Origin of the sequence: Streptomyces sp. NPDC099050 (assembly GCF_044759865.1) — a bacterium.
Taxonomy (GTDB): Bacteria; Actinomycetota; Actinomycetes; order Streptomycetales; family Streptomycetaceae; genus Streptomyces.
Genome location: NZ_JBIWAE010000011.1, coordinates 206,504 through 227,407, shown reverse-complemented (window position 1 = coordinate 227,407; position 20,904 = coordinate 206,504). Strand labels below are relative to the sequence as shown.

Genomic DNA, 20,904 nt, shown 5'->3' with positions numbered 1-20,904 from the left:
GGACCCCGCGTCGGCCGACGGGGTCACAGCCCCGCCGACCTTGCCTCGCCGAGTTGCGTCAGCCGGTCGCGCAGCCGTTCCGCCTCCTCGGGCGCGAGTCCGGGGATCGTGGCGTCGGTGGCCGCCGCGGCCGTGTGGAGCTGCACCGTGGCCAGCCCGAAACGGCGCTCCAGGGGGCCCGAGGTCACCTCCACCAGCTGCATCCGCCCGTACGGGACCACGGTCTGCTCCCGCCACATCACGCCCCGGCTGATCAGCAGGTCGTCCGCGCGCTCCGCGTACCGCCAGGACCGCCAGTTCCGCCCGAGCAGCACCCAGCCCCAGGCCAGCACCACCAGCCAGAACCCGCCGAGCGCCGCCCACCCCGGCCCGGCGGTCAGCCCCAGCACGACGGCCGTCACCACCGCGAAGAGGGACATCCACAGCGCCAGCAAGAGCCTGCGCAGAGTCAGCAGCCCTCCCAGCAGCCCCACCCACGCGGGCGGACCCGCCGCACCCTCAGTCCCCGTGTCCATCCCCCCACCCTAGGCCGTCTCTTTCGGATCTTGCCGGGCCCGCGACGCCCGTCGGCCGCCGCTCCCGGATCCGGAATCCGGACCGGGCCGCGGCCCACCCCCGCCGGCTGAGACAATGCCGCCATGACGGAGACCACGGTCGGCATCGGCGGCGCGGCGGAGAGCACCGACATGGTGCTCAACATCGGCCCCCAGCACCCTTCCACGCACGGCGTGCTGCGCCTGCGCCTCGTCCTGGACGGCGAGCGCATCGTCAGCGCCGAGCCGGTGGTCGGCTACATGCACCGAGGCGCCGAGAAGCTCTTCGAGGCGCGCGACTACCGGCAGATCGTGATGCTCGCGAACCGCCACGACTGGCTGTCCGCGTTCTCCAACGAGCTGGGCGTCGTCATGGCCGTCGAGCGGATGCTCGGCATGGAGGTGCCCGAGCGGGCCGTGTGGATGCGGACCCTGCTCGCCGAGCTGAACCGGGTCCTGAACCACCTGATGTTCCTCGGCTCGTACCCCCTGGAGCTGGGCGGCATCACCCCGATCTTCCACGCGTTCCGCGAGCGCGAGGAGCTGCAGGCCGTCATGGAGGAGATCTCCGGCGGCCGCATGCACTACATGTTCAACCGCGTCGGCGGCCTCAAGGAGGACCTCCCGGCCGGCTGGCTGGGCCGGGCCCGCGCCGCCATCGCCGACGTGAACACGCGCATGCACGTCTACGACGATCTGGTGCGCGGCAACGAGATCTTCCGCGCCCGCACCCGCGGCGTCGGCGTCCTGTCCGCCGAGGCCGTGCACGCGTACGGGGTCTCCGGCCCGATCGCCCGCGCCTCCGGCGTCGATTTCGACCTGCGCCGCGACGAGCCGTACCTGGCCTACGGCGAGCTCCAGGACGTCCTGAAGGTCGTCACCCGCACCGAGGGCGACTGCCTGGCCCGCTTCGAGGTCCTGCTGGAGCAGACCCACAACGCGCTGGACATCGCGGTCGCCTGCCTGGACCGGATGGCGGAGCTGGCGCCCGGCCCGATCAACCAGCGGCTGCCGAAGGTGCTGAAGGCGCCCGAGGGCGAGACGTACGCGTGGACCGAGAACCCGCTGGGCATCAACGGCTACTACCTGGTCTCCAAGGGCGAGAAGACCCCGTACCGGCTCAAGCTGCGCTCGGCTTCGTACAACAACATCCAGGCGCTGGCGGTCCTGCTCCCCGGGCAGCTGGTCGCGGACATGGTCTCGATCCTCGGCTCGCTGTTCTTCGTCGTCGGCGACATCGACAAGTGACCGGGGTCGGGGGCCCGGCAAGATCCGGAAGCGGCCTAGGGTGACCACATGAGCCCCGGCACCTCGTCCCCGTCCTCCAGCACCGGCATACGTGCCGCCTACCTGCGGCGGCTCGGCATCGAGGAGCCCGGCGCGCCGTCCGTCGAGGGGCTGTTCGCCCTCCAGCGGGCGCACCTGGAGCGCGTGCCGTACGAGAACGTCGACATCCAGCTCGGCCGCGCCCCCGGCATCGACCCCGAGCTGTCGGCACGCCGCTTCACCGCCGGACGCGGAGGCTACTGCTTCCACCTCAACGGGGCCTTCGCGATGCTCCTGGACCACCTCGGCTACGAGGTCACCCGCCATGTGGGCGGCGTGTACAAGGAATCCCAGTCCGAGGAAGCCCTGCGGAGCGTGAGCGGCGACCACCTGGCGCTCACCGTCCGCGTGCCGGGGGCGGCGCCCGACGGTGAGGGCACCTACTACGTGGACGCCGGGCTCGGGGACGGCCCGTACGAGCCGCTGCCGCTGCGCGAAGGCCCGTACCGGCAGGGGGCCTTCACGTACTCCCTGGAGCGGCTGCCCGCGGGGGGCTGGCTCTACCGCCACCCCGGCAGCTCCGCCCCGCTCGTGAACTTCCGTGCGGAGCCCGCCGGGACGGCGGGCGCGGCCGGCTTCGAGACCGAGCACGTCCGGCTGTCGACCTCCGGGGACTCCGGCTTCGTACGGACCTTCGCGGCCCTGCGCCGCGACGCGGACGGCATCGACGCCCTGCGGGGGCGGGTGCTGAGCCGGATCGACCCCGTGAAGGGGAACACGGAACGGGTGCTCGACGGCCCGGAGGAGTTCTACGCCGTGCTGGAGGGCGTCTTCGGCCGCGCGCTCGACGACCTGACCCCGACGGACCGCACGGCCCTGTGGGCCCGGGTGAACCGGGCCCACGAGAGCTGGGCGGCCGGCCGTGAGGCCACCCGCGGAACCACCCCCGGGAGCTGACCGCGAGGCGGCCCGCCGGGCCGGTGTCGCACCGGCAGGGCAGACTGGGGGGATGTCCCTCTCACCCCGCCGGGCCTGCCCCTCCTGCGGCCGCGACTGCGCCGTCACCGCCGGGCGGATCGCCCGCCACGACCCGCCCGCCGGGCGGGGCCGCGGGGACCTCGTCTCCTGCCCCGGCTCCCGCGCCCGCGTGACCCTCGGCGCCAGTGCCCCCACCCTGGACGGCTTCACCCTGTCCCCGCTCCCGGGCCAACTCCCGCTGTTCTAGGGCCCTCACCCCGGGCGGCCGGCCGGGGCCCGTCCGTGGTGGCGCGCGAGGGCAGGCGCCTTCGAGCTCGCTGGGCTAGGAGCTCGCTGGGCTAGGAGTTCGCCGCGCGCAGCTGCACCACGTCGATCGGCTCCGTCTCGTCGTGGGCGGTCAGGTCGATGACCTGGCCCAGGGCGCGGTGCCCGGCGGCAGGAGCCTTGAACTCCGGCTCCGCCCCGCCCTGCGCGGACTCCGCCTCGTGGACGGCGAGGGCCTCCGCGCCGACCACGTCGGCGAGGTCCTCGTTCTGGACGGACTCGATGACCGCGCGGGCCTGCGCCGCGGTCTTCGCACCGAAGAAGTCGAACCCGCCCTCGACGCGCGAGGTGGGCCGGCGGTGCGCGGCGTACGGGGCCACCGCGGCCGCGAGACGACGCGCGGGCACGGCGGCCACCGGGCCCGCGGGCGCCGGACCGGTGAGCGCGGGGCGGGAGTGCGCCTCCAGCTCGGCGGGCTTCACCGAGCCGGCGGGAGCGGCGGACTTCGCCGAGCCGGCAGGTGCGACGGGCTGCGCCGAGCCGGCGGGAGCGGCGGGCTGCGCCGAGCCGGCAGGTGCGGCGGGCTTCGCCGAGCCGGCGGGAGCGGCGGGAGCGGCCGGGAGGGCCGGAGCTGCGGGGGCCTTGGGGCCCGCCGGGAGGGCGGGAGGGCCGCTCGGGCCCTCGGGTCCGGGCCCGGTGCTCCCGGCCGCCTTGGCGGCCAGCGCCACGAGCGCGGCGTGGGCGCGGGCGAAGCCCACCGAGGTGGCGGCGCCGGCGCTGGTGCGCTCCTCGGTGACCGCGGGAAGTTCCTTGGGAGCGGCCGCGGAAGCCGCCGGGGCCGCGGCCTCGATGGCCAGCAGCCGGCGTCCCTCCAGGGCACTCGCCCGCTCGGTCTCGGCGGTGGCGTACCGGCGCAGCAGCGACGCGTGTTCCCCGCGCAGGCCCGCGAGTTCGACCCGCTTCGCGCGCAGTTTGGCGTCCAGCTTGCCGCGCAGCACCCGGGCCTCTTCGAGGTCGGATTCGAGCTCGGCTATCCGCTCGTCCGTGCGCCACTCGTCCTTGACCCGCTCGCGCCCGAGCTCGGTGACCCGGCGGCCCGCCGCCAGGTCCCACGCGCGCATGACGACAGCGCCAGTCAGCCCCGCGGCCGCGGTGAGCGCCACGAGCAGGCGCAGCGCCATCGGTTCCGCGAGCAGCCAGGCGGCGCCTGCGCCGACGACGGACACACCGGCGACGGCGCTCGGCGTGAGCAGCCGGTGAAGAGGTTCGGGATTGCGGTGGCGTCCACGGGGCATGGCCTGAAATTTACAGGGCGTGGACAGGGTGTGGGGTAGCCGCCCGGAAATCTGTTCCCGAGCGGTTACCGCACTTGGCGCACGAAAGGCGCAACTCCTACTTCTTCAGCAGGCCCTTGGACTCCAGGTAGGCCTTGGCGACATCGGCCGGCTTGGCGCGCTCGGCGTCGACCTTGCGGTTCAGCTCGACCAGGTCGGCGGTGGTGAGCGCCTTGGTGATCTTGTCGAGGGCGGCCGCGATCTCGGGGGCGCCGGCGTCCTTGGCGTTGACCACCGGGAGCACGTTGTCGGCGTTCTGGAGCTTCTTGTCGTCCTCCAGCAGCACCAGGCCGAAGCTGTCGAGGGTGGCGTCCGTGGTGGTGGTCAGGACGAGCTGGTCCGCGCCGTCCTTGACCGCCTGCTTGGCCTGCGGGGTTCCGACTCCCTTGGGGTCGATGCCGGAAACGTCGATTCCGTACGTGGTCTTCAATCCGGGTGCGCAGAAGGGCCGCACCGCGCATTCGTCACCCGCCGCGATCTTCACCTTCAGACCGGACTTGCCCAGATCGGAAAGGTTCTTGAGGTTGTTCTTCGTGGCGAATTCCTTGCTCACCGCGAAGGCGTTCTGGTCGACCGCCGAGCCCGCCGGCAGCGCCTTCAGCCCGAGCGGGCCCGCCAGCTTCTCCAGGGCCGCCACCGTCGCCGTCACGTCGCTCGACGCGACCGGCTTCTCCGTCGGCGCCTTGGAGCCGTTCACCTTGGCGTTGAGGAACTCCGCGAGGGTCGCCGCGTACTCCGGGACGACGTCGATCTCGCCCTTCTCCAGCGAGGGTTCGTACAGCTCGCGGTTGTTGACCGTGGTGATCGACGTGTCGTAGCCGGCGTCCTTGAGGACCTGCGCGTACAGCTCGGCCAGCACGTTCGACTCGGTGAAGCCGGCGGCGCCGATCACCAGCTTGCCGCCCTTGCCGCCTTCGGAGGACCCGGAGGCGGCGGCGGAGGAGCCGCCGTCCTTGGTCTTCTCCAGGCTGTCGCCGCCGCACGCGGCGAGCGATGCGGTCAGGGCGACCGCGCCCAGGGCCGCGCCGAGGGCGCGCGTGGACTTGCTCATCTCAATCTCCTTCAAGGGGTGGACCAACAAGGGGTGGGCCGGCGTGTCGGGGTCCGCTCAGCGGGCGGTCGCGCGGGTGGGCGCGCCCGGCAACAGCCGGTCGGCCGCCACCAGCGCGCCCTCCACGAGCAGGGCCAGCGCGGCGACCAGCAGGGCGCCCGCGACGACCTGCGGGGTGTTGTACGTGTTGAAGCCGGCGGTGATGATCCGGCCGAGGCCGCCCTGGCCGACCATGGCGGCGATGGTGGCCGTGGCGATGACCTGGACGGCGCCCGAGCGCAGTCCCGTCATCACCAGGCCGCGGGCCAGCGGCAGTTCCACCCGCCAGAAGAGCTGGCGGCCGGACATGCCCATGCCCCGCGCGGCCTCCACGACGGAGCGGTCGACCTCGCGCATGCCGACGTAGGCGTTGGTCAGGAGGGGCGGGATGGCGAAGAGGACCAGTGCGGCGATGGTGGGCACGTACCCGGCATTGCGCAGCGGGGAGACCATGAACAGTGCCAGCACCGCGAAGACCGGGACGGCCCGCCCGATGTTGGAGACGTTGACGGCGAGGCCGCCGCCCTTGCCGAGGTGGCCCAGCCACAGCCCGACCGGGAGGGCCAGCGCGCAGGCCAGGGCCAGGGCGACGCCACTGACGTACACGTGCTCGCCGAGCCGGTGCCAGACTCCGCTCTCCCCGGCCCAGTTGGCCCCGTCGGCCAGCCAGTCCCAGGCCTGTCCCAGTACGCCCATCAGAGGACTCCCGCGTTCACGTCGGCGGCCCGTCCGGCGCGGCCCGCCCGCTTGGCGCGCGGCGCGCGCGTCGCCCGCGTCCAGGGCGTGAGCAGCCGCTGGAGGCCGAGCAGCGCCAGGTCGGCGACGAGCGCCAGGAGCACGCACAGCACCGAGGCGGTGAGCACCTGGGCCTTGAAGGAGCTGGTCACGGCGGGTGCGATGAGGTTGCCGAGGCCGCCCTTGCCCACGATGGAGCCGACCGTCGTCAGCGCGACCGTGGAGACGGTCGCGATCCGTACGCCGGCCAGCAGGGCGGGCAGCGCCAGCGGCAGCTCGACCTGCCACAGCAGCCGGCCCGGGCCGTACCCCATCCCGCGCGCGGCTTCCCGTACGTCCTCGGGCACGGCTTCGAGCCCGGCCAGCACGTTGCGCACGAGGATGGTCAGCGAGTACAGCACCAGGCCGGTCACCACCAGCGCCGCCGAGAGCCCGAACACCGGCAGCAGCAGGGAGAACATGGCCAGCGAGGGGACCGTGTAGAGCAGTGTGGTGAGGCCGAGCACGGGGGCCGCCCAGTGGCGGCCGCGGCGGGCCAGCAGGGCGAGCGGGACGGACACGGCGATGCCGATGAGCACCGACACGCCCGTGATCCAGACGTGTTCGAGGGTGGCGTCGGTGAGCTCCTGGGAGCGGGACGTGACGTACTCCCAGCAGACCCAGTCGTTCGCCACCAGGCAGCTCTGCCCGGCCATCGCTCCTCGCCCCCCGTCACCGATCGTACGTAGGAGCGACCATAACCCCCGGCACCGACAATGGCCGGAATCCTTCGCACGCGGGCAACACGCCCTTCACAAACTGACCCCGCGGGTAGGGAAAGATGGGCGGGTGATCCGATTCGAGCAAGTGACCAAGCGCTACCCCGACGGGACCACGGCCACCCGGGACCTGTCCTTCGAGGTGGCCGAGGGCGAACTGGTCACCCTGGTCGGCCCGTCCGGCTGCGGCAAGACGACCACCATGAAGATGGTCAACCGGCTCATCGAGCCGACCTCCGGCCGGATCCTGCTGAACGGCGAGGACATCGCGGAGGCCGACCCGGTCGAACTGCGCCGGCGCATCGGCTACGTCATCCAGCAGGTCGGGCTCTTCCCGCACAAGACGGTGCTGGAGAACACGGCCACCGTGCCGCAGCTCATCGGCACCCCGAAGGCCAAGGCCCGCGCGCGGGCCGCGGAACTCCTCGACCTGGTCGGGCTGGACCCGGCCGTCTACGGGGGCCGCTACCCGGAGCAGCTCTCCGGCGGGCAGCGCCAGCGCGTCGGCGTGGCCCGGGCGCTCGCCGCGGACCCGCCGGTGCTGCTGATGGACGAGCCGTTCGGCGCGGTGGACCCGGTGGTGCGCGAGCGGCTCCAGAACGAGTTCCTGACGCTCCAGAAGACCGTGCGCAAAACGATCCTGCTGGTCACGCACGATCTGGAGGAGGCGGTCCGGCTCGGGGACCGCATCGCGGTCTACGGAGCGGGCACCATCGAGCAGTTCGCCCGCCCGGCGCAGGTCCTGGGCGCCCCGGCCACCGAGTACGTGGCCGGCTTCGTCGGCTCCGACCGGGGGCTGAAGCGGCTCGCCGTCACGGCGGTGGCGCAGGCCGACCTGACCGAGGTCTCCTCCGCCGACGCGAAGGCCCCCACCGCCGCAGTGGCGCTGGGGGCCAGTCTGCGCGAGGCGCTCGCGCTGCTGCTCCAGGGGGACTCGGGGCGGATCGGGGTCACGGATCCCGACTCCGGCGCGCTGATCGGCGTACTCACCCCGGAAGGGGTGCACCGGGCCCTGCGGCGGGCCCGGCTGCAGGAGGCCTGAGCCTCCCGCCGGCGCCCGCCGCCGCCCCCGCTACGCCTGGATCCGGCCGCTCATCCACACCAGCATCGGCGGGATCTCGCGGCGCCAGGTGTTGAAGTTGTGGCCGCCGCTGTCGAGGATGATCGAGGAGACCCGGTCCGGGCCCTTGACCAGCTTGATGAACTTCTTCGTGCCGGCGAGGTTCGGCTCGCCCTTCTCGCTGCTGGTGACCAGGAACGACGTACCGGTCGGCTGCTTGGCCTTGATGGACTCCAGCACGTTCGCACGGGCCTTCAGCTTGTCGTCCCCGCGGAAGAGGTCACCGGTCGTCGGGTCGTCCGCGGCCTCGTAGTACGCGGACAGCCCCGCGGCGGCGCCGAAGGTCTGCGGGTAGTGCGCGGTCATCTTCAGGGCGCAGTAACCGCCCGTGGAATTGCCGATGTAGCCCATGTTCGCGGGCTTGTTGCCGACCCGGAAGGTGCTCTGGATGGCGCGGGGGAGGTCCTGGCCGTAGAAGGTCTCGGTCTGCGGGCCACCGGGTATGTCCACGCACTCGGTGTCGCGCGCACCCGGAGTCGGCCGCATCATGACCAGGATCATCGGCTTCATCTTGCCCGCCTTGGACAGGCTGAAGGCCTTCATCGGGTAGTCGAGCCCTTTGATCAGGTTCTCCGCCATGCCCGGGTAGCCCGTCAGGACGATGGAGGCCGGGAAGTTGCGGTCCTTGTACTGCGGCTGGAAGTACTCCGGCGGCAGCCACACGTACCCGGGGCTCGTTATCTTCGACTTCTGGCCCGTTATGGACACCTTCAGGATCTGTCCGCCGACCGGAGGCTTGGCACCGCCGGGCACGTCGAGGTGCTGCTTGTCGACCACCTTGATCTGGTCGCTGCTCATCGAGTGGTCGACGACCTTGCCGACCGACGTCTCCTGGCCGAAGAGGTCGGCCCAGGACCCGTAGAAGAGGAAGGACTTGTTCGCCGCGAGACCGATCGCCGCGAACATGGCCAGCTGCGTCGCCAGCAGGAGGCCGATCCGGCCGAGGACCGAGCGCCAGGAGCGGCCCGAGAGCTTCGGCCAGAACCACACCGTGGCCGCGAACAGCAGCACACCGGCAAGGATGGCCAGCGCCAGAACCGTATTACTGGTGAGACCCATGAGCAGTCAGTCGACTTTCTATGGCAGGACTGGATTTTTTTTCTCGACGGAAGAGTGAACCCGCTCCCCCTCGATGTCGTCCTAGGGGACGCACCATGTCGTCCTACGGGGACGCACCACGTCGTCCTACGGGGACGCACCACCCAGCGAAGGGCCCCAAGCGGCCTTCGGCCACATGATCTCTCGCGGAGCAACGGGAAGCGATGTCTAGCAGGATAGATGGCGATAAGTCGGGACAGGTTCCGAAGCCTGTCAGCCGAATCCTCCGAGGCCCACGACCGGAGTCCGTCCCCGGAGTCGTGGGAACCGCCGTCACGGTCGTCGGCCTGCTGGACATCGCCGCGGGGGTCTTCCCGCGCTTCCGGCACAGCCGCATCCACGCGGTCACCGAGGTGCTGCCCGGCTCCGTCGGCCCCTTCGCCGCCGCCCTGGCCCTCAGCGCCGGCGTCCTGCTCCTGCTGCTCGCGCACGGGCTCAAGCGCCGCAAGCGCCGCGCCTGGCGGGCCGCCGTGGTGCTGCTGCCGGCCGGCGCCGTCGCGCAGTTCACGTACCGCCACTCGGTCATCGGCGTGGTCATCGCGGCAGTGCTCCTGGCACTCCTGCTGCGCCACCAGAACGAATTCAAGGCGCTGCCCGACCCGCGCAGCCGCTGGAAGGCGCTCGCCAACTTCGTGCTGATGAGCGCGGGCTCCATCGGCCTCGGCCTGGTCATCGTCAACTCGCACCCCGGCCGCGTTGTAGGCAATCCGGGTGTTTATGAACAGATCAGCCACGTCGTCTACGGGCTCCTCGGCGTCGAGGGCCCCGTCGACTACGCCGGCCGGGTCTCCTGGACCGTCGGCTACTCGCTGGGCGCCCTCGGCATGCTCACCGCCGTCACCACCATCTACCTGGCCTTCCGCCCCGAGCACCCGGCCGCCCGGCTCACCGCCGGCGACGAGGTCAAGCTCCGCGAACTGCTCGCCAAGCACGGCGGCCGCGACTCCCTGGGCCACTTCGCGCTCCGCCGTGACAAGGCCGTCGTCTTCTCCCCCAGCGGCAAGGCCGCCGTCACCTACCGCGTCGTCTCCGGCGTGATGCTCGCCTCCGGCGACCCGGTCGGCGACGTCGAGGCCTGGCCCGGCGCCATCGAACGGTTCATGGAGGAGGCCAAGACCCACTCCTGGACCCCCGCCGTCATGGGCTGCAGCGAGACCGGCGGCGAGGTCTGGACCCGCGAGACCGGCCTCGACGCCCTGGAACTCGGAGACGAGGCGATCGTCGACGTCAAAGACTTCTCCCTCTCCGGCCGGGCGATGCGCAACGTCCGGCAGATGGTGAAGCGCATCGAACGCAACGGCTACACCACCAGGGTCCGCCGGGTCAGCGAGCTGACCGGGGCCGAGCTGGAGCGGGTCCGCGGCGCGGCCGAGGCCTGGCGCGGCACCGACACCGAACGCGGCTTCTCCATGGCGCTGGGCCGCGTCGGCGACCCCGGCGACGGCGACTGCTACATCGCCACCGCGCACCGCGTCGAGGAGGGCGACACCTCCCCCTTCGGCGACCTCAAGGCCGTCCTGCACTTCGTCCCCTGGGGCGACGACGGCATGTCGCTGGAACTGATGCGCCGCGACCGCGCCGCCGACCCCGGCATGAACGAACTGCTGATCGTCGCCTCCCTGGAAGCCGCCCCGGCGCTCGGCATCGAGAAGGTCTCCCTGAACTTCGCGATGTTCCGCTCGGCCCTGGCCCGCGGCGAGAAGATCGGCGCCGGCCCGTTCCTGCGGATGTGGCGCAGCCTGCTGGTGTTCCTCTCGCGCTGGTTCCAGATCGAGTCGCTGTACAAGTTCAACGCGAAGTTCCGCCCCCGCTGGGAGCCCCGCTTCGTGGTCTTCCGCACCACCCGGGACCTGCCCCGCATCGGCTTCGCCGCGATGCAGGCGGAGGGCTTCGTCACGCTGGCCCTGCCCCGCCTGTTCGCCGCCCGCCGCCGCCCCAAGCCGGTCCGCACCTGCGCCCACCACCGCGTACCGGCCCCGGCCGCCGTGCCCGCCCAGCCGGACCACAAGGTCCGGGCGGCCTGAGGCCAAATCCAGCCCCGCCGGCGTTGAGGCGCGGCGGTCCGGGGCACAGCCCCGAGGGGTCCGGGGCGCAGCCCCGGGGAACGGAGGAAGGGCGGGGCGGGGAGCAGCCCGCGCAGCGGCACCCCCACCCGCACACCCGCACCCCCACCCCACCCACCGGCCGGCCACACACCCGGCCCCACGGCCACCCAGGGCAAGGCCAAGGCCAAGAGCCCTACCCTGGGAACCATGAACACGAACAGCGGCCCCGCCCCCAGGGGCCTGGTGACAGGCCTCCCCGACTGGGACCGCTGCGCGGTCATGGGCGTCGTCAACGTCACCCCCGACTCCTTCTCCGACGGCGGCCGCTGGTTCGACACCACCGCCGCCGTCAAGCGCGGCCTCGACCTCGTCTCCCAGGGCGCCGACCTCGTGGACGTCGGCGGCGAGTCCACCCGCCCCGGCGCCTCCCGCGTCGACGAGGAGGAGGAGCTGCGCCGGGTCGTCCCCGTCGTCCGCGGCCTCGCCTCCGAAGGCGTCGTCGTCTCCGTCGACACCATGCGCGCCTCCGTCGCCGCCCGGGCCGTCGCCGCTGGCGCCACCCTGGTCAACGACGTCAGCGGCGGCCTCGCCGACCCGGGCATGATCCCGGCCGTCGCCGCCGCCGAGGTGCCCTTCGTCGTCATGCACTGGCGCGGCTTCAGCGACGGAATGAACAGCCTCGCCGTGTACGAGGACGTCCTCGCCGAGGTCACCGCGGAACTGCGCACCCGCATCGACGCCGTCGTCACCGGCGGCATCGCCCCCGAACGGCTCCTGGTCGACCCGGGCCTGGGATTCGCCAAGAACGCCGAGCACGACCTCGCCCTGGTCGCGCACCTCTCCGAGCTGCGCGCCCTCGGATTCCCGCTGCTGGTGGCCGCCTCGCGGAAGCGTTTCCTCGGCCGGGTACTGGCCGGCGCCGACGGCGCCTCCCCGCCGCCCGCCCGCGAACGCGACGCCGCCACCGCCGCCGTCTCCGCCCTCGCCGCCTCCCGGGGCGCCTGGGCCGTACGGGTCCACGAGGTACGGGCGAGCGCCGACGCGGTTCGGGTGGCCCGCGCCGTGGAAGGGGCACTGGGTACGACCCGTAGCAACGAGGAAGGGGCACGGTGAGCCGTACCGACATCGAATCCGTCGAAGAGGTCAACACGGCCTTCTACGAGGCCATGGAGCGGGGGGACTTCGACTCGCTGTCGGCGCTCTGGCTCGAAGACGAGATCTCCTGCGTGCACCCGGGCTGGCCGGTGCTGTCGGGACGCGGCGAAGTGCTGCGCTCCTACGCGCTGATCATGTCGCACACCGAGTACATCCAGTTCTTCCTGACCGACACCAAGGTCACCGTCATAGGCGACACCGCGCTGGTGACCTGCACCGAGAACATCCTCAGCGGCGGACCCGCCGAGGACGGCGGAGAACTGGGCCCGCTCGTCGGCCAGCTCGTCGTCGCCACGAATGTGTTCCGACGCACACCGGAGGGCTGGCGGCTGTGGTCGCACCACGGTTCTCCCGTCCTCACGGACTCCGACGAGGACGACGAGGAGGAGTCCTCCTAGCCCCTCAGTCGGGGTGCGGTCGGGGTCCGAGGTATTTCGCAGGTAAATTCGAAGATGGACGACGCCGACCGCACTCGGCGTAGGCCATGGATCCGGGGAGTCCCGGACCGGAAGCACCTACGAAAAGCAGGAGTGATTCGCGTGGATCGTGTCGCGCTGCGCGGCCTCAAGGCTCGCGGGCACCATGGCGTCTTCCCCCGGGAACGCGAGGAAGGCCAGACCTTCATCGTCGACCTGGTGCTCCACCTCGACACCCGTCCCGCGGCGGCGGGCGACGACCTGGCTAAGACCGTGCACTACGGGGTAGTCGCGGAGGAAGTCGTCGAAGTGGTCCAGGGCGAGCCCGTGGACCTGATCGAGACCCTCGCCGAGCGGATCGCCCAGCAGTGCCTCAAGCACGAGGCGGTCGCCCAGGTGGAGGTCGTCGTCCACAAACCGGACGCGCCGATCACCGTCCCCTTCGACGACGTGACCATCACGATCACCCGGAGCCGCGCGTGAACAACGGAATGAACGCCCAGAGCGACCCCACCGTCCAGCCGGTACCCGCCTCGGTGGTCGAAGCCGTGGACGCCGCGGACGTGACCCTGTCGAACCCCAAGTGGGCCGTCGTCGCGCTCGGCGCGAACCTGGGCAACCGCCTGGAGACCCTCCAGGGCGCCATCGACGCCCTCGGCGACACTCCGGGCCTGCGGGTCAAGGCCGTCTCCCCCGTCTACGAGACGGAGCCGTGGGGCGTGGAGGAGGGCTCGCAGCCCGCGTACTTCAACGCCGTCATCTCGGTGAAGACCACCCTGCCGCCCAGCTCGCTGCTGGAGCGCGGACACGCCATCGAGGAGGCCTTCGACCGCGTCCGCGAGGAGCGCTGGGGGCCCCGCACGATCGACGTCGACATCATCGCCTACGCCGACGAGGTCTGCGCCGACCCCGTCCTGACCCTCCCGCACCCGCGCGCCCACCAGCGCGCCTTCGTGCTGGCCCCCTGGCACGACATCGACCCCGAAGCGCAGATCCCGGGCCACGGCCCCGTCTCCGCGCTCCTGACGGCCGTCGGCCTGACCGGGCTCACCCAGCGCACCGACCTGGAACTGCGCCTCCCCGAATGAGCCGCGCCCGCGGGACGGGGCCGTCGACCACTTAGGATCACCGGATACGCACGCACGGAGAGCGGGCGCTGCGGGAACGGTGGGAGAGGCACAAGTGAAGCAACTGAGGCCGGCGGTCCTGGCGGGCATTTTCGCGATCGCCGCGGTGCTGTCCTGGGCCGGAGCCCGGCTGTGGAACGCGTACGGCACGCTCCCCGGCGTCCCGGTGGCCGCCCCGATCGTCCTCGGCGCCATCGCGGTGGTCCTGCTCGCGACGGCACTGTCGCTGCGCTCCCGTCTGAAGGCCCAGCGCGAGCGCGTGCCCGGCGCCAAGGGCGTGGAGCCGCTGATGGCGGCCCGCGCGGTGGTCTTCGGACAGGCCAGCGCCCTGGTGGCGGCCCTGGTCGCGGGCGCCTACGGCGGCGTGGGCGTCTTCCTCCTCACGTCCGCCCTGGACGTCCCCGCCCGCCGCGACCAGACCTGGTACGCCGGCTTCTCGGTCCTGGCGGGCGCGGCGGTCGTCGCGGCGGCCCTCTTCCTGGAACACGTCCTGAAGCTCCCGGACGACGAGGACCCCACCCCGGAGGCCCCGGCCCGCGCCTAAGCCGCCGGGCAGGCAGCGCCCACTACTCCATAGGCGCGGCCGTCGAGGTCGAACTCCCCGAGCGGGGTCATCCCCAGCCCGTCGACGTGCACCGTCCACGAGGCCCGGTTCGTCATCTCGATGAAGGCCACCATCACCTCGGCCCGCCCCGAGGCGGCCTCCAGCGCGGTGGTGAACAGCCCCCGGGCGATCCCCCGGCCCCGGTACGCGGCCGCGACCACGACGGGCCCGTAGAGCAGCCAGCGCACGGACCCGAACGGCCGCCCGTTCCCGCCTGCGCCTGCCCGGCCACTCCGTTCACCATCTGCTCGCTCGGCAGCCCGCCCATAGCGCCCCCTGATCAAGTGAAATCACCTGATCAGCGACGCTATCGGGCGGGTCTGACAATCCGGCTAGCGAGCGATGATCAGTGACATCGCCTCGTTGCGGGTGGCGGGGTCGCGGAGCTGGCCGCGGACGGCCGAGGTGATGGTCTTCGCGCCGGGCTTGCGGACTCCGCGCATGGTCATGCACATGTGCTCGCACTCGATGACGACGATGACTCCGCGCGGCTCCAGAATCTCCATCAGGGAGTCCGCGATCTGCGTGGTCAGCCGCTCCTGCACCTGGGGGCGACGCGCGAACACGTCCACCAGCCGGGCCAGCTTCGACAGCCCGGTGATCTTGCCGTCGACCGATGGAATGTACCCAACATGGGCAACTCCGACGAATGGCACCAAATGATGTTCACACGAACTCATGACCTCGATGTCCTTCACCAGGACCATCTCGTCGTGCCCGAGGTCGAACGTCGTGGTCAGCACCTCTTCGGGCTTCTGCCACAGACCGCCGAATATCTCCCGGTACGCCCGCGCCACCCGGGCCGGCGTCTCAAGCAGCCCCTCACGGTCCGGGTCCTCGCCGACCGCGATCAGGAGCTCGCGGACGGCCGCCTCGGCGCGCTTCTCGTCGAACTCGCCGATCGTGCCCTCGCCACCGGTCAGGGTCACTGGGTCGGTCATCTCTTCCTCGTTCCTGTCTGTGCAGTCGCGGGCACGTGAAAGTGCCGCGCCCCCCAGGCTAGAACCTGGGGGGCGCGGCATCCATTCCGGGAGGTACTAGGCCTCCGGGCGCTCCTCCGGGGAGGGCTCCGGGGCCTTCTCCACCGACACCGCGGCCGAGGCCGCGGACGTGCCGTTCGCCGCGTTCGTCAGCTGGAGCTCCTTGGGAGAGAGCACCGGCGGACGGGTGGACGGCGTGCGGTGGGAGGAGCCGGTCCACGCCGGGCGGGCCGGGCGCTTCACGATCGTCGAGAAGACCTCGGCGATCTGCTCCTTGTTGAGCGTCTCCTTCTCCAGGAGGGCGAGGACCAGGTTGTCGAGGACGTCACGGTTCTCGACCAGGATCTCCCAGGCCTCGTTGTGCGCGGTCTCGATGAGCTTCTTGACCTCTTCGTCGACCAGCGCGGCAACCTCCTCCGAGTAGTCCCTCGGGTGCGACATCTCGCGGCCCAGGAACGGCTCGGTGTTGTCCCCGCCGAACTTGATCGCGCCGAGGCGCTCGGTCATGCCGTACTGCGTGACCATCGCGCGGGCCGTTGCCGTGGCCTTCTCGATGTCGTTCGCGGCGCCCGTGGTCGGGTCGTGGAAGACCAGTTCCTCGGCCGCGCGCCCGCCCAGCATGTACGCGAGCTGGTCGAGCATCTCGTTGCGCGTGGTCGAGTACCTGTCCTCGTCGGGCAGGACCATGGTGTAACCCAGGGCCCGGCCGCGGGACAGGATCGTGATCTTGTGGACCGGGTCGGAGTTCGGGGAAGCCGCCGCGACCAGGGCGTGTCCGCCCTCGTGGTACGCGGTGATCTTCTTTTCCCGGTCCGACATGATCCGGGTCCGCTTCTGCGGACCCGCCACGACGCGGTCGATCGCCTCGTCCAGCGCGTGGTTGTCGATCAGCTTCCCGTCCGAGCGGGCCGTGAGCAGCGCGGCCTCGTTCAGGACGTTGGCGAGATCGGCACCCGTGAAGCCGGGCGTACGGCGTGCGACAGCGCCCAGGTCCACGTCCGGTGCGGTCGGCTTGCCCTTCTGGTGAACCTTGAGGATCTCCAGACGGCCCTGCATGTCCGGACGGTCGACCGCGATCTGGCGGTCGAAGCGGCCGGGGCGCAGGAGGGCCGGGTCGAGGATGTCGGGACGGTTCGTGGCGGCGATCAGGATGACCCCGCCCTTCACGTCGAAGCCGTCCATCTCGACGAGCAGCTGGTTGAGGGTCTGCTCGCGCTCGTCGTGACCGCCGCCGAGGCCCGCACCGCGGTGCCGGCCGACTGCGTCGATCTCGTCGACGAAGACGATCGCCGGGGCGTTGGCCTTGGCCTGTTCGAACAGGTCACGGACACGCGAGGCACCGACGCCGACGAACATCTCGACGAAGTCGGATCCGGAGATCGAGTAGAAGGGGACACCGGCCTCGCCCGCGACGGCACGCGCGAGCAGGGTCTTTCCGGTGCCGGGCGGGCCGTACAGCAGCACGCCCTTGGGGATCTTGGCGCCGACGGCCTGGAACTTCGCCGGCTCCTGGAGGAACTCCTTGATCTCGTGGAGTTCCTCGACGGCCTCGTCGGAGCCCGCGACATCGGCGAACGTCGTCTTCGGGGTGTCCTTGGTGATGAGCTTGGCCTTGGACTTCCCGAACTGCATGACCCGGGAACCACCGCCCTGCATCTGGTTCATCAGGAACAGGAAGACGACGACGATGAGGACGAACGGCAGCAGCGAGAGCAGCACGCTCAGGAACGGGCTGGTCTTGTCCGGCGTGACGGAGTATCCGTCAGGGATCTGACCGGCTTCGTACTTGGTCTGGAGGTTCTGGGCGAGCTGTACGCCCTGGTCCCCGATGTAGTTGGCCTGGAACTTGGTGCCGTCGTTGTCGCCGAGCTTCTGGTCCTTCTTCAGCTCGATCTTGATCATCTGGCTGTCACCGGTGGTGAGCTTGGCGCTGTCCACCTGGCCACTGTTGATCGCCTTGATGACCTCGCTGGTCTCCACCGACTTGTAGCCGCCGCCGGAGCCGACGACGTTCATCAACACGACCACGGCGAGGACGGCCAGCACGATCCACATAACCGGCCCACGGAAGTATCGCTTCACGTCCATCCATACGGGGCGCTAGGCACCCCGTCCCTCCTGCCCGTAGGTAAATGCTGCTGTGAGTAAAGACTGTTCTTCGGAATGTACCCCTGCATTGTCACCCGCGGCCTCATGGGACGGCTGACAGACCCGCCTTTCCATGCTCCAACGGTGGGAAACGCTCCAGGGTTCCCCTGTCGGGCGCTGGATCAGCCGCCGTAGACGTGGGGAGCGAGGGTGCCGACGAACGGCAGGTTGCGGTACTTCTCGGCGTAGTCGAGGCCGTAGCCGACGACGAACTCGTTCGGGATGTCGAAACCGACCCACTTCACGTCGATCGCGACCTTGGCGGCGTCGGGCTTGCGCAGCAGCGTGACGACCTCCAGGGAGGCCGGCTGGCGCGAGCCGAGGTTCGACAGCAGCCACGACAGGGTCAGCCCCGAGTCGATGATGTCCTCGACGATCAGGACGTGCTTGTCCTTGATGTCGGTGTCCAGGTCCTTGAGGATCCGGACCACGCCCGAGGACTGGGTTCCGGCGCCGTACGAGGACACCGCCATCCAGTCCATGGTGAGCGGGGTGGACAAGGCACGCGCCAGGTCCGCCATCACCATGACCGCGCCCTTGAGGACGCCGACGATGAGCAGGTCCTTGCCCGCGTACTCCGCGTCGATCTTCGCGGCCAGCTCTGCCAGCTTCGCGTCGATCTCTTCCTTGGTGATGAGCACCGACTGGAGGTCGTTGCCCATGTCCTTCTCGTCCACCCGCATCACTTTCGTTGTCGGCTGGGGCTCCGGGGGTGACCCCGGAGGTCTCAGCCGTGTCTCAGCACCAATCAGCCCTGCCGGATGACCAGTCTGCCACCCTGCCGCTGGGCCTCGACCCGGCCGGGCAGGTTGATGGCTCCCTGACCGCGCCATCCGGTGATGAGCCGGTCGACTTCCTCGATGTGGCGGGCGAAGAGGGAGCCTGCGGGAGACCCGGCGGCGACGACCGCCCGGCGCAGTACGCGGCGGCGGACCGCGGGGGGCAGCGCGTACAGCTTGGCGCACTCCAGGCGGCCGTCTTCGTCGCGTACGCCGCTCTCGGCCTCGGCGGCCCAGGCGTCCAGGGCGTCGGCGTCGTCGCGGGAGAGCTGGGCGGTGCGGGCGAGCGCCTCCACGACTCCCTTGCCGAGAGCCTTCTCCAGGGCGGGCAGTCCCTCGTGGCGGAGCCGGGAGCGGGTGTAGGCGGGGTCGATGTTGTGCGGGTCGTCCCAGACGGCGAGGGACTGGACCATGCAGGCCTTGCGGGCGGTCTGCCGGTCCACCTGGAGGAACGGCCGGCGGTAGCGGTGGCTGCGGCCGCCGCGTACGCCGGGGCCCCCGGAGACTTCCGCCATGCCGGAGAGCGAGCGGATGCCGGAGCCGCGGGCCAGGCCCAGCAGGACGGTTTCGGCTTGGTCGTCGCGGGTGTGGCCGAGCAGCACGGCGACGGCGCCCAGCCGGTCGGCGGCCTCGTCCAGAGCCGCGTAGCGGGCGTCGCGGGCGGCGGCTTCGGGGCCTCCGTCGCGGCCGACGCGCACGGCGACGGACTCGACGGGGTCGAGGCGCAGCGCGGTCATGCGGGTGACGACCTCGGCGGCGCGCAGGGCGGAGCCGTCCTGGAGGCCGTGGTCGACGGTGATGCCGCCGGCCCGGATGCCGAGTTTGGGGGCCTCGAAGGCGAGGGCGGAGGCGAGCGCCATGGAGTCGGCGCCGCCGGAGCAGGCGACGAGGACCAGCGGGGCGGTGGCGGGGAGGGGGTCGTGGGGGGCGGCACCGGCCGAGGAGCCGACGGTGCGGCCGGGGCGGCCGACCCGGGGTGCGGGGGCGGGAGCGGGCCGGCTGTTGAGGTCTGTGAGGTCGGTGAGGACGTCGTGGAGTGCGCGGCGGACCGCCAGGCGTATCGCCGCGACCGCAGGATGGGGACCCATGTCCGGTGCCCTTCGGTGGAGTTTCGGTGCCTCGGAGGCGCTGGGGAGGCGTTGGGGGAGGTGGTGTGCCGGGTGCTGTCCGGCTCCCCCCGCGAGCGGGGGCTGTCACTCAGAGTGCGTCGATGGTGACAGAACCGAGCCGTTCCCTGAGCATCGCACGCCCTTCCACGCCCCACGGTCCCTCGGACGGGTGACGCTGCTTCCCCCAGAGGGACATCTTTACGCCTCTGTGGTCACACCTCTTCGCTTGCCTCGCTCTGCTCGCTCCCCTTGCGGTGGACGCGGGCCACCCAGTCCGCGGGCCTGGCGATCTCGGACTTGGTCGGCAGTGTGTTCGGGGAGGTCCAGACCCGGTTGAAGCCGTCCATGCCGACCTGGCCGACGACGGCGCGCACGAAGCGCTCCCCGTCGCGGTACTGGCGCAGCTTGGCGTCGAGGCCGAGGAGCTTGCGCAGGGCGGCGTCGAGCCGGCCGGCTCCGCTGGCCCTGCGCTGCTGGAACTTCTCGCGGATCTCGGCGACCGAGGGCACGACCTCGGGGCCGACCCCGTCCATGACGAAGTCGGCGTGGCCCTCCAGGAGGGACATGACGGCGGTGAGCCGGGCCAGTACCTCGCGCTGCTCGGGGGTCTGGACGAGTTCGACGAGGGAGCGGCCCTCGTCGCCGCTCTCCGCGTCGGGGCGGGCGCCGGCGAAGGACTGGGCGGCCTCGCGCAGTCGCTCCAGGACGTTCATCGGGTCCATTTCGGTGGCGCCGAGGAACGTCTGGATTTCGCCCTCCAGGTGTTCGCGGAGCCACGGGACGGCCGTGAACTGGGTACGGTGCGTCTCCTCGTGCAGGCAGACCCAGAGCCGGAAGTCGTGCGGGTCCACCTCCAGCTCCCGTTCGACGTGGACGATGTTCGGCGCGACGAGCAGCAGCCGGCCGCCCGTGGCGGAGCCCGGGAGGTCCAGGCCCGCGGGCGCGAAGGTCTCGTACTGGCCGAGCACGCGGGAGGCCAGGAAGCTGAGCAGCATGCCCAGCTCGACGCCGGTGACCTTGCCGCCGACCGCGCCGAGGACGGCGCCGCCGGGGGTGCCGGCGCGGCGGTCCTGCATCTTGCCGAGGAGGGGGGACAGGAGCTCGCGGAAGCCCGCCACGTTGGCCTTCACCCAGCCGGCCCGGTCCACGACGAGGACGGGCGTGTCGGCCGGGGTCATGCCCTCGGGCATCATCCGCGTGAACTCGCGCACGTGCCGTTCGGAGGTCTTGGCGTGCCTGCGCAGCTCGGCGACGACGGCCCGCGCCTCGTCCCGGCTCACCTCCGGGCCGGGCCGCACGAGCCTGGTCGCGGTCGCCACCGCGAGGTTCCAGTCGACCATCTCCGCACCACCGAAGCTCGTCATG

General features: G+C 71.5%; 22 protein-coding genes. 10 read left to right on the top strand and 12 right to left on the bottom strand.

Annotated features, from left to right (window positions below):
* Positions 1-23: 23 nt before the first annotated feature.
* Positions 24-515 carry a PH domain-containing protein gene (locus ACIQV3_RS20570; protein ID WP_403713829.1) on the bottom strand — a complete coding sequence of 164 codons (492 nt, stop codon included), beginning with the start codon at positions 513-515 and terminating at the stop codon, positions 24-26.
* A gap of 123 nt (positions 516-638) precedes the next feature.
* Between ACIQV3_RS20570 and ACIQV3_RS20565 the strand changes: the two genes are divergently transcribed.
* From ACIQV3_RS20565 to ACIQV3_RS20555, 3 genes are read left to right on the top strand one after another with little or no spacing between them, the layout of a single operon-like run.
* Positions 639-1,781: an NADH-quinone oxidoreductase subunit D gene (locus tag ACIQV3_RS20565; protein WP_250754463.1), complete on the top strand. Its 1,143-nt coding sequence runs from the start codon at positions 639-641 to the stop codon at positions 1,779-1,781.
* Positions 1,782-1,829: 48 nt separating this feature from the next.
* Complete coding sequence (locus tag ACIQV3_RS20560) at positions 1,830-2,756, top strand: arylamine N-acetyltransferase (RefSeq protein WP_403713828.1); 927 nt, start codon at positions 1,830-1,832, stop codon at positions 2,754-2,756.
* Between the two features lie 52 nt (positions 2,757-2,808).
* The gene (locus tag ACIQV3_RS20555) at positions 2,809-3,024 is read left to right on the top strand and encodes a hypothetical protein (RefSeq protein ID WP_266956188.1); all 216 of its coding nucleotides are present in this window, start codon (positions 2,809-2,811) and stop codon (positions 3,022-3,024) included.
* A gap of 91 nt (positions 3,025-3,115) precedes the next feature.
* Here ACIQV3_RS20555 and ACIQV3_RS20550 read toward each other — a convergent pair whose 3' ends face one another.
* The 4 genes from ACIQV3_RS20550 to ACIQV3_RS20535 all read right to left on the bottom strand — a co-directional run bounded on the left by ACIQV3_RS20550 (position 3,116) and on the right by ACIQV3_RS20535 (position 6,895).
* Positions 3,116-4,336 carry a hypothetical protein gene (locus tag ACIQV3_RS20550; RefSeq protein WP_403713827.1) on the bottom strand — a complete coding sequence of 407 codons (1,221 nt, stop codon included), beginning with the start codon at positions 4,334-4,336 and terminating at the stop codon, positions 3,116-3,118.
* A gap of 97 nt (positions 4,337-4,433) precedes the next feature.
* Complete coding sequence (locus ACIQV3_RS20545) at positions 4,434-5,426, bottom strand: ABC transporter substrate-binding protein (protein ID WP_403713826.1); 993 nt, start codon at positions 5,424-5,426, stop codon at positions 4,434-4,436.
* 57 nt (positions 5,427-5,483) lie between these two features.
* Positions 5,484-6,161: an ABC transporter permease gene (locus ACIQV3_RS20540; protein WP_403713825.1), complete on the bottom strand. Its 678-nt coding sequence runs from the start codon at positions 6,159-6,161 to the stop codon at positions 5,484-5,486.
* Positions 6,161-6,895, bottom strand: coding sequence for an ABC transporter permease (locus tag ACIQV3_RS20535; protein ID WP_403713823.1), 735 nt, complete (start codon positions 6,893-6,895; stop codon positions 6,161-6,163). Before ACIQV3_RS20535 ends, ACIQV3_RS20540 begins: the two co-directional genes overlap by 1 nt.
* A gap of 133 nt (positions 6,896-7,028) precedes the next feature.
* On the opposite strand from ACIQV3_RS20535, the gene ACIQV3_RS20530 reads away from it, so the two are divergent.
* Positions 7,029-8,000: an ABC transporter ATP-binding protein gene (locus ACIQV3_RS20530; RefSeq protein WP_403713822.1), complete on the top strand. Its 972-nt coding sequence runs from the start codon at positions 7,029-7,031 to the stop codon at positions 7,998-8,000.
* A gap of 30 nt (positions 8,001-8,030) precedes the next feature.
* On the opposite strand, the gene ACIQV3_RS20525 is transcribed toward ACIQV3_RS20530, so the two are convergent.
* A complete protein-coding gene (locus tag ACIQV3_RS20525) occupies positions 8,031-9,137 on the bottom strand; it encodes an alpha/beta hydrolase-fold protein (RefSeq protein ID WP_403713821.1) in 1,107 nt (368 codons plus the stop codon).
* Between the two features lie 203 nt (positions 9,138-9,340).
* On the opposite strand from ACIQV3_RS20525, the gene ACIQV3_RS20520 reads away from it, so the two are divergent.
* The 6 genes from ACIQV3_RS20520 to ACIQV3_RS20495 all read left to right on the top strand — a co-directional run bounded on the left by ACIQV3_RS20520 (position 9,341) and on the right by ACIQV3_RS20495 (position 14,463).
* Complete coding sequence (locus ACIQV3_RS20520; protein WP_403713820.1) at positions 9,341-11,200, top strand: phosphatidylglycerol lysyltransferase domain-containing protein; 1,860 nt, start codon at positions 9,341-9,343, stop codon at positions 11,198-11,200.
* A 228-nt stretch (positions 11,201-11,428) separates the two neighbouring features.
* Complete coding sequence (gene folP, locus ACIQV3_RS20515; protein ID WP_403713819.1) at positions 11,429-12,334, top strand: dihydropteroate synthase; 906 nt, start codon at positions 11,429-11,431, stop codon at positions 12,332-12,334.
* Positions 12,331-12,774 (top strand): nuclear transport factor 2 family protein, encoded by a 444-nt coding sequence (locus tag ACIQV3_RS20510; protein ID WP_266880225.1) that lies wholly within the window; start codon positions 12,331-12,333, stop codon positions 12,772-12,774. The genes folP and ACIQV3_RS20510 overlap by 4 nt, the downstream gene beginning before the upstream one ends.
* Positions 12,775-12,915: 141 nt before the next feature.
* Positions 12,916-13,275 carry a dihydroneopterin aldolase gene (gene folB, locus ACIQV3_RS20505; protein ID WP_403713818.1) on the top strand — a complete coding sequence of 120 codons (360 nt, stop codon included), beginning with the start codon at positions 12,916-12,918 and terminating at the stop codon, positions 13,273-13,275.
* Positions 13,276-13,283: 8 nt separating this feature from the next.
* A complete protein-coding gene (gene folK, locus ACIQV3_RS20500; RefSeq protein WP_403713872.1) occupies positions 13,284-13,880 on the top strand; it encodes a 2-amino-4-hydroxy-6-hydroxymethyldihydropteridine diphosphokinase in 597 nt (198 codons plus the stop codon).
* 94 nt (positions 13,881-13,974) lie between these two features.
* Positions 13,975-14,463, top strand: coding sequence for a DUF3180 domain-containing protein (locus ACIQV3_RS20495; protein WP_403713817.1), 489 nt, complete (start codon positions 13,975-13,977; stop codon positions 14,461-14,463).
* Here ACIQV3_RS20495 and ACIQV3_RS20490 read toward each other — a convergent pair.
* The 6 genes from ACIQV3_RS20490 to ACIQV3_RS20465 form a co-directional block, all read right to left on the bottom strand.
* Positions 14,460-14,807: a GNAT family N-acetyltransferase gene (locus tag ACIQV3_RS20490; protein ID WP_403713816.1), complete on the bottom strand. Its 348-nt coding sequence runs from the start codon at positions 14,805-14,807 to the stop codon at positions 14,460-14,462. The two genes, ACIQV3_RS20495 and ACIQV3_RS20490, sit on opposite strands and share 4 nt — an antisense overlap.
* Positions 14,808-14,855: 48 nt before the next feature.
* Complete coding sequence (gene folE, locus ACIQV3_RS20485; protein ID WP_403713815.1) at positions 14,856-15,464, bottom strand: GTP cyclohydrolase I FolE; 609 nt, start codon at positions 15,462-15,464, stop codon at positions 14,856-14,858.
* A 96-nt stretch (positions 15,465-15,560) separates the two neighbouring features.
* Entirely contained in the window at positions 15,561-17,591 is a 2,031-nt protein-coding gene (gene ftsH / locus ACIQV3_RS20480) for an ATP-dependent zinc metalloprotease FtsH (RefSeq protein WP_403713814.1), read from the bottom strand.
* Positions 17,592-17,773: 182 nt separating this feature from the next.
* Positions 17,774-18,334 carry a hypoxanthine phosphoribosyltransferase gene (hpt, locus tag ACIQV3_RS20475; RefSeq protein ID WP_243339812.1) on the bottom strand — a complete coding sequence of 187 codons (561 nt, stop codon included), beginning with the start codon at positions 18,332-18,334 and terminating at the stop codon, positions 17,774-17,776.
* A 65-nt stretch (positions 18,335-18,399) separates the two neighbouring features.
* Positions 18,400-19,518, bottom strand: coding sequence for a tRNA lysidine(34) synthetase TilS (gene tilS / locus ACIQV3_RS20470; protein ID WP_403713813.1), 1,119 nt, complete (start codon positions 19,516-19,518; stop codon positions 18,400-18,402).
* 233 nt (positions 19,519-19,751) lie between these two features.
* Complete coding sequence (locus ACIQV3_RS20465; protein WP_327305314.1) at positions 19,752-20,903, bottom strand: zinc-dependent metalloprotease; 1,152 nt, start codon at positions 20,901-20,903, stop codon at positions 19,752-19,754.
* Position 20,904 lies beyond the last annotated feature (1 nt).

Coding starts and splice junctions, on each gene's coding strand:
- ACIQV3_RS20570 (WP_403713829.1), bottom strand. CDS start 515: ATGGACACGGGGACTGAGGGTGCGGCGGGTCCGCCCGCGTGGGTGGGG.
- ACIQV3_RS20565 (WP_250754463.1), top strand. CDS start 639: ATGACGGAGACCACGGTCGGCATCGGCGGCGCGGCGGAGAGCACCGAC.
- ACIQV3_RS20560 (WP_403713828.1), top strand. CDS start 1,830: ATGAGCCCCGGCACCTCGTCCCCGTCCTCCAGCACCGGCATACGTGCC.
- ACIQV3_RS20555 (WP_266956188.1), top strand. CDS start 2,809: ATGTCCCTCTCACCCCGCCGGGCCTGCCCCTCCTGCGGCCGCGACTGC.
- ACIQV3_RS20550 (WP_403713827.1), bottom strand. CDS start 4,336: ATGCCCCGTGGACGCCACCGCAATCCCGAACCTCTTCACCGGCTGCTC.
- ACIQV3_RS20545 (WP_403713826.1), bottom strand. CDS start 5,426: ATGAGCAAGTCCACGCGCGCCCTCGGCGCGGCCCTGGGCGCGGTCGCC.
- ACIQV3_RS20540 (WP_403713825.1), bottom strand. CDS start 6,161: ATGGGCGTACTGGGACAGGCCTGGGACTGGCTGGCCGACGGGGCCAAC.
- ACIQV3_RS20535 (WP_403713823.1), bottom strand. CDS start 6,895: ATGGCCGGGCAGAGCTGCCTGGTGGCGAACGACTGGGTCTGCTGGGAG.
- ACIQV3_RS20525 (WP_403713821.1), bottom strand. CDS start 9,137: ATGGGTCTCACCAGTAATACGGTTCTGGCGCTGGCCATCCTTGCCGGT.
- ACIQV3_RS20520 (WP_403713820.1), top strand. CDS start 9,341: ATGTCTAGCAGGATAGATGGCGATAAGTCGGGACAGGTTCCGAAGCCT.
- folP (WP_403713819.1), top strand. CDS start 11,429: ATGAACACGAACAGCGGCCCCGCCCCCAGGGGCCTGGTGACAGGCCTC.
- folK (WP_403713872.1), top strand. CDS start 13,284: ATGAACGCCCAGAGCGACCCCACCGTCCAGCCGGTACCCGCCTCGGTG.
- folE (WP_403713815.1), bottom strand. CDS start 15,464: ATGACCGACCCAGTGACCCTGACCGGTGGCGAGGGCACGATCGGCGAG.
- ftsH (WP_403713814.1), bottom strand. CDS start 17,591: ATGGACGTGAAGCGATACTTCCGTGGGCCGGTTATGTGGATCGTGCTG.
- hpt (WP_243339812.1), bottom strand. CDS start 18,334: ATGCGGGTGGACGAGAAGGACATGGGCAACGACCTCCAGTCGGTGCTC.
- tilS (WP_403713813.1), bottom strand. CDS start 19,518: ATGGGTCCCCATCCTGCGGTCGCGGCGATACGCCTGGCGGTCCGCCGC.
- ACIQV3_RS20465 (WP_327305314.1), bottom strand. CDS start 20,903: ATGACGAGCTTCGGTGGTGCGGAGATGGTCGACTGGAACCTCGCGGTG.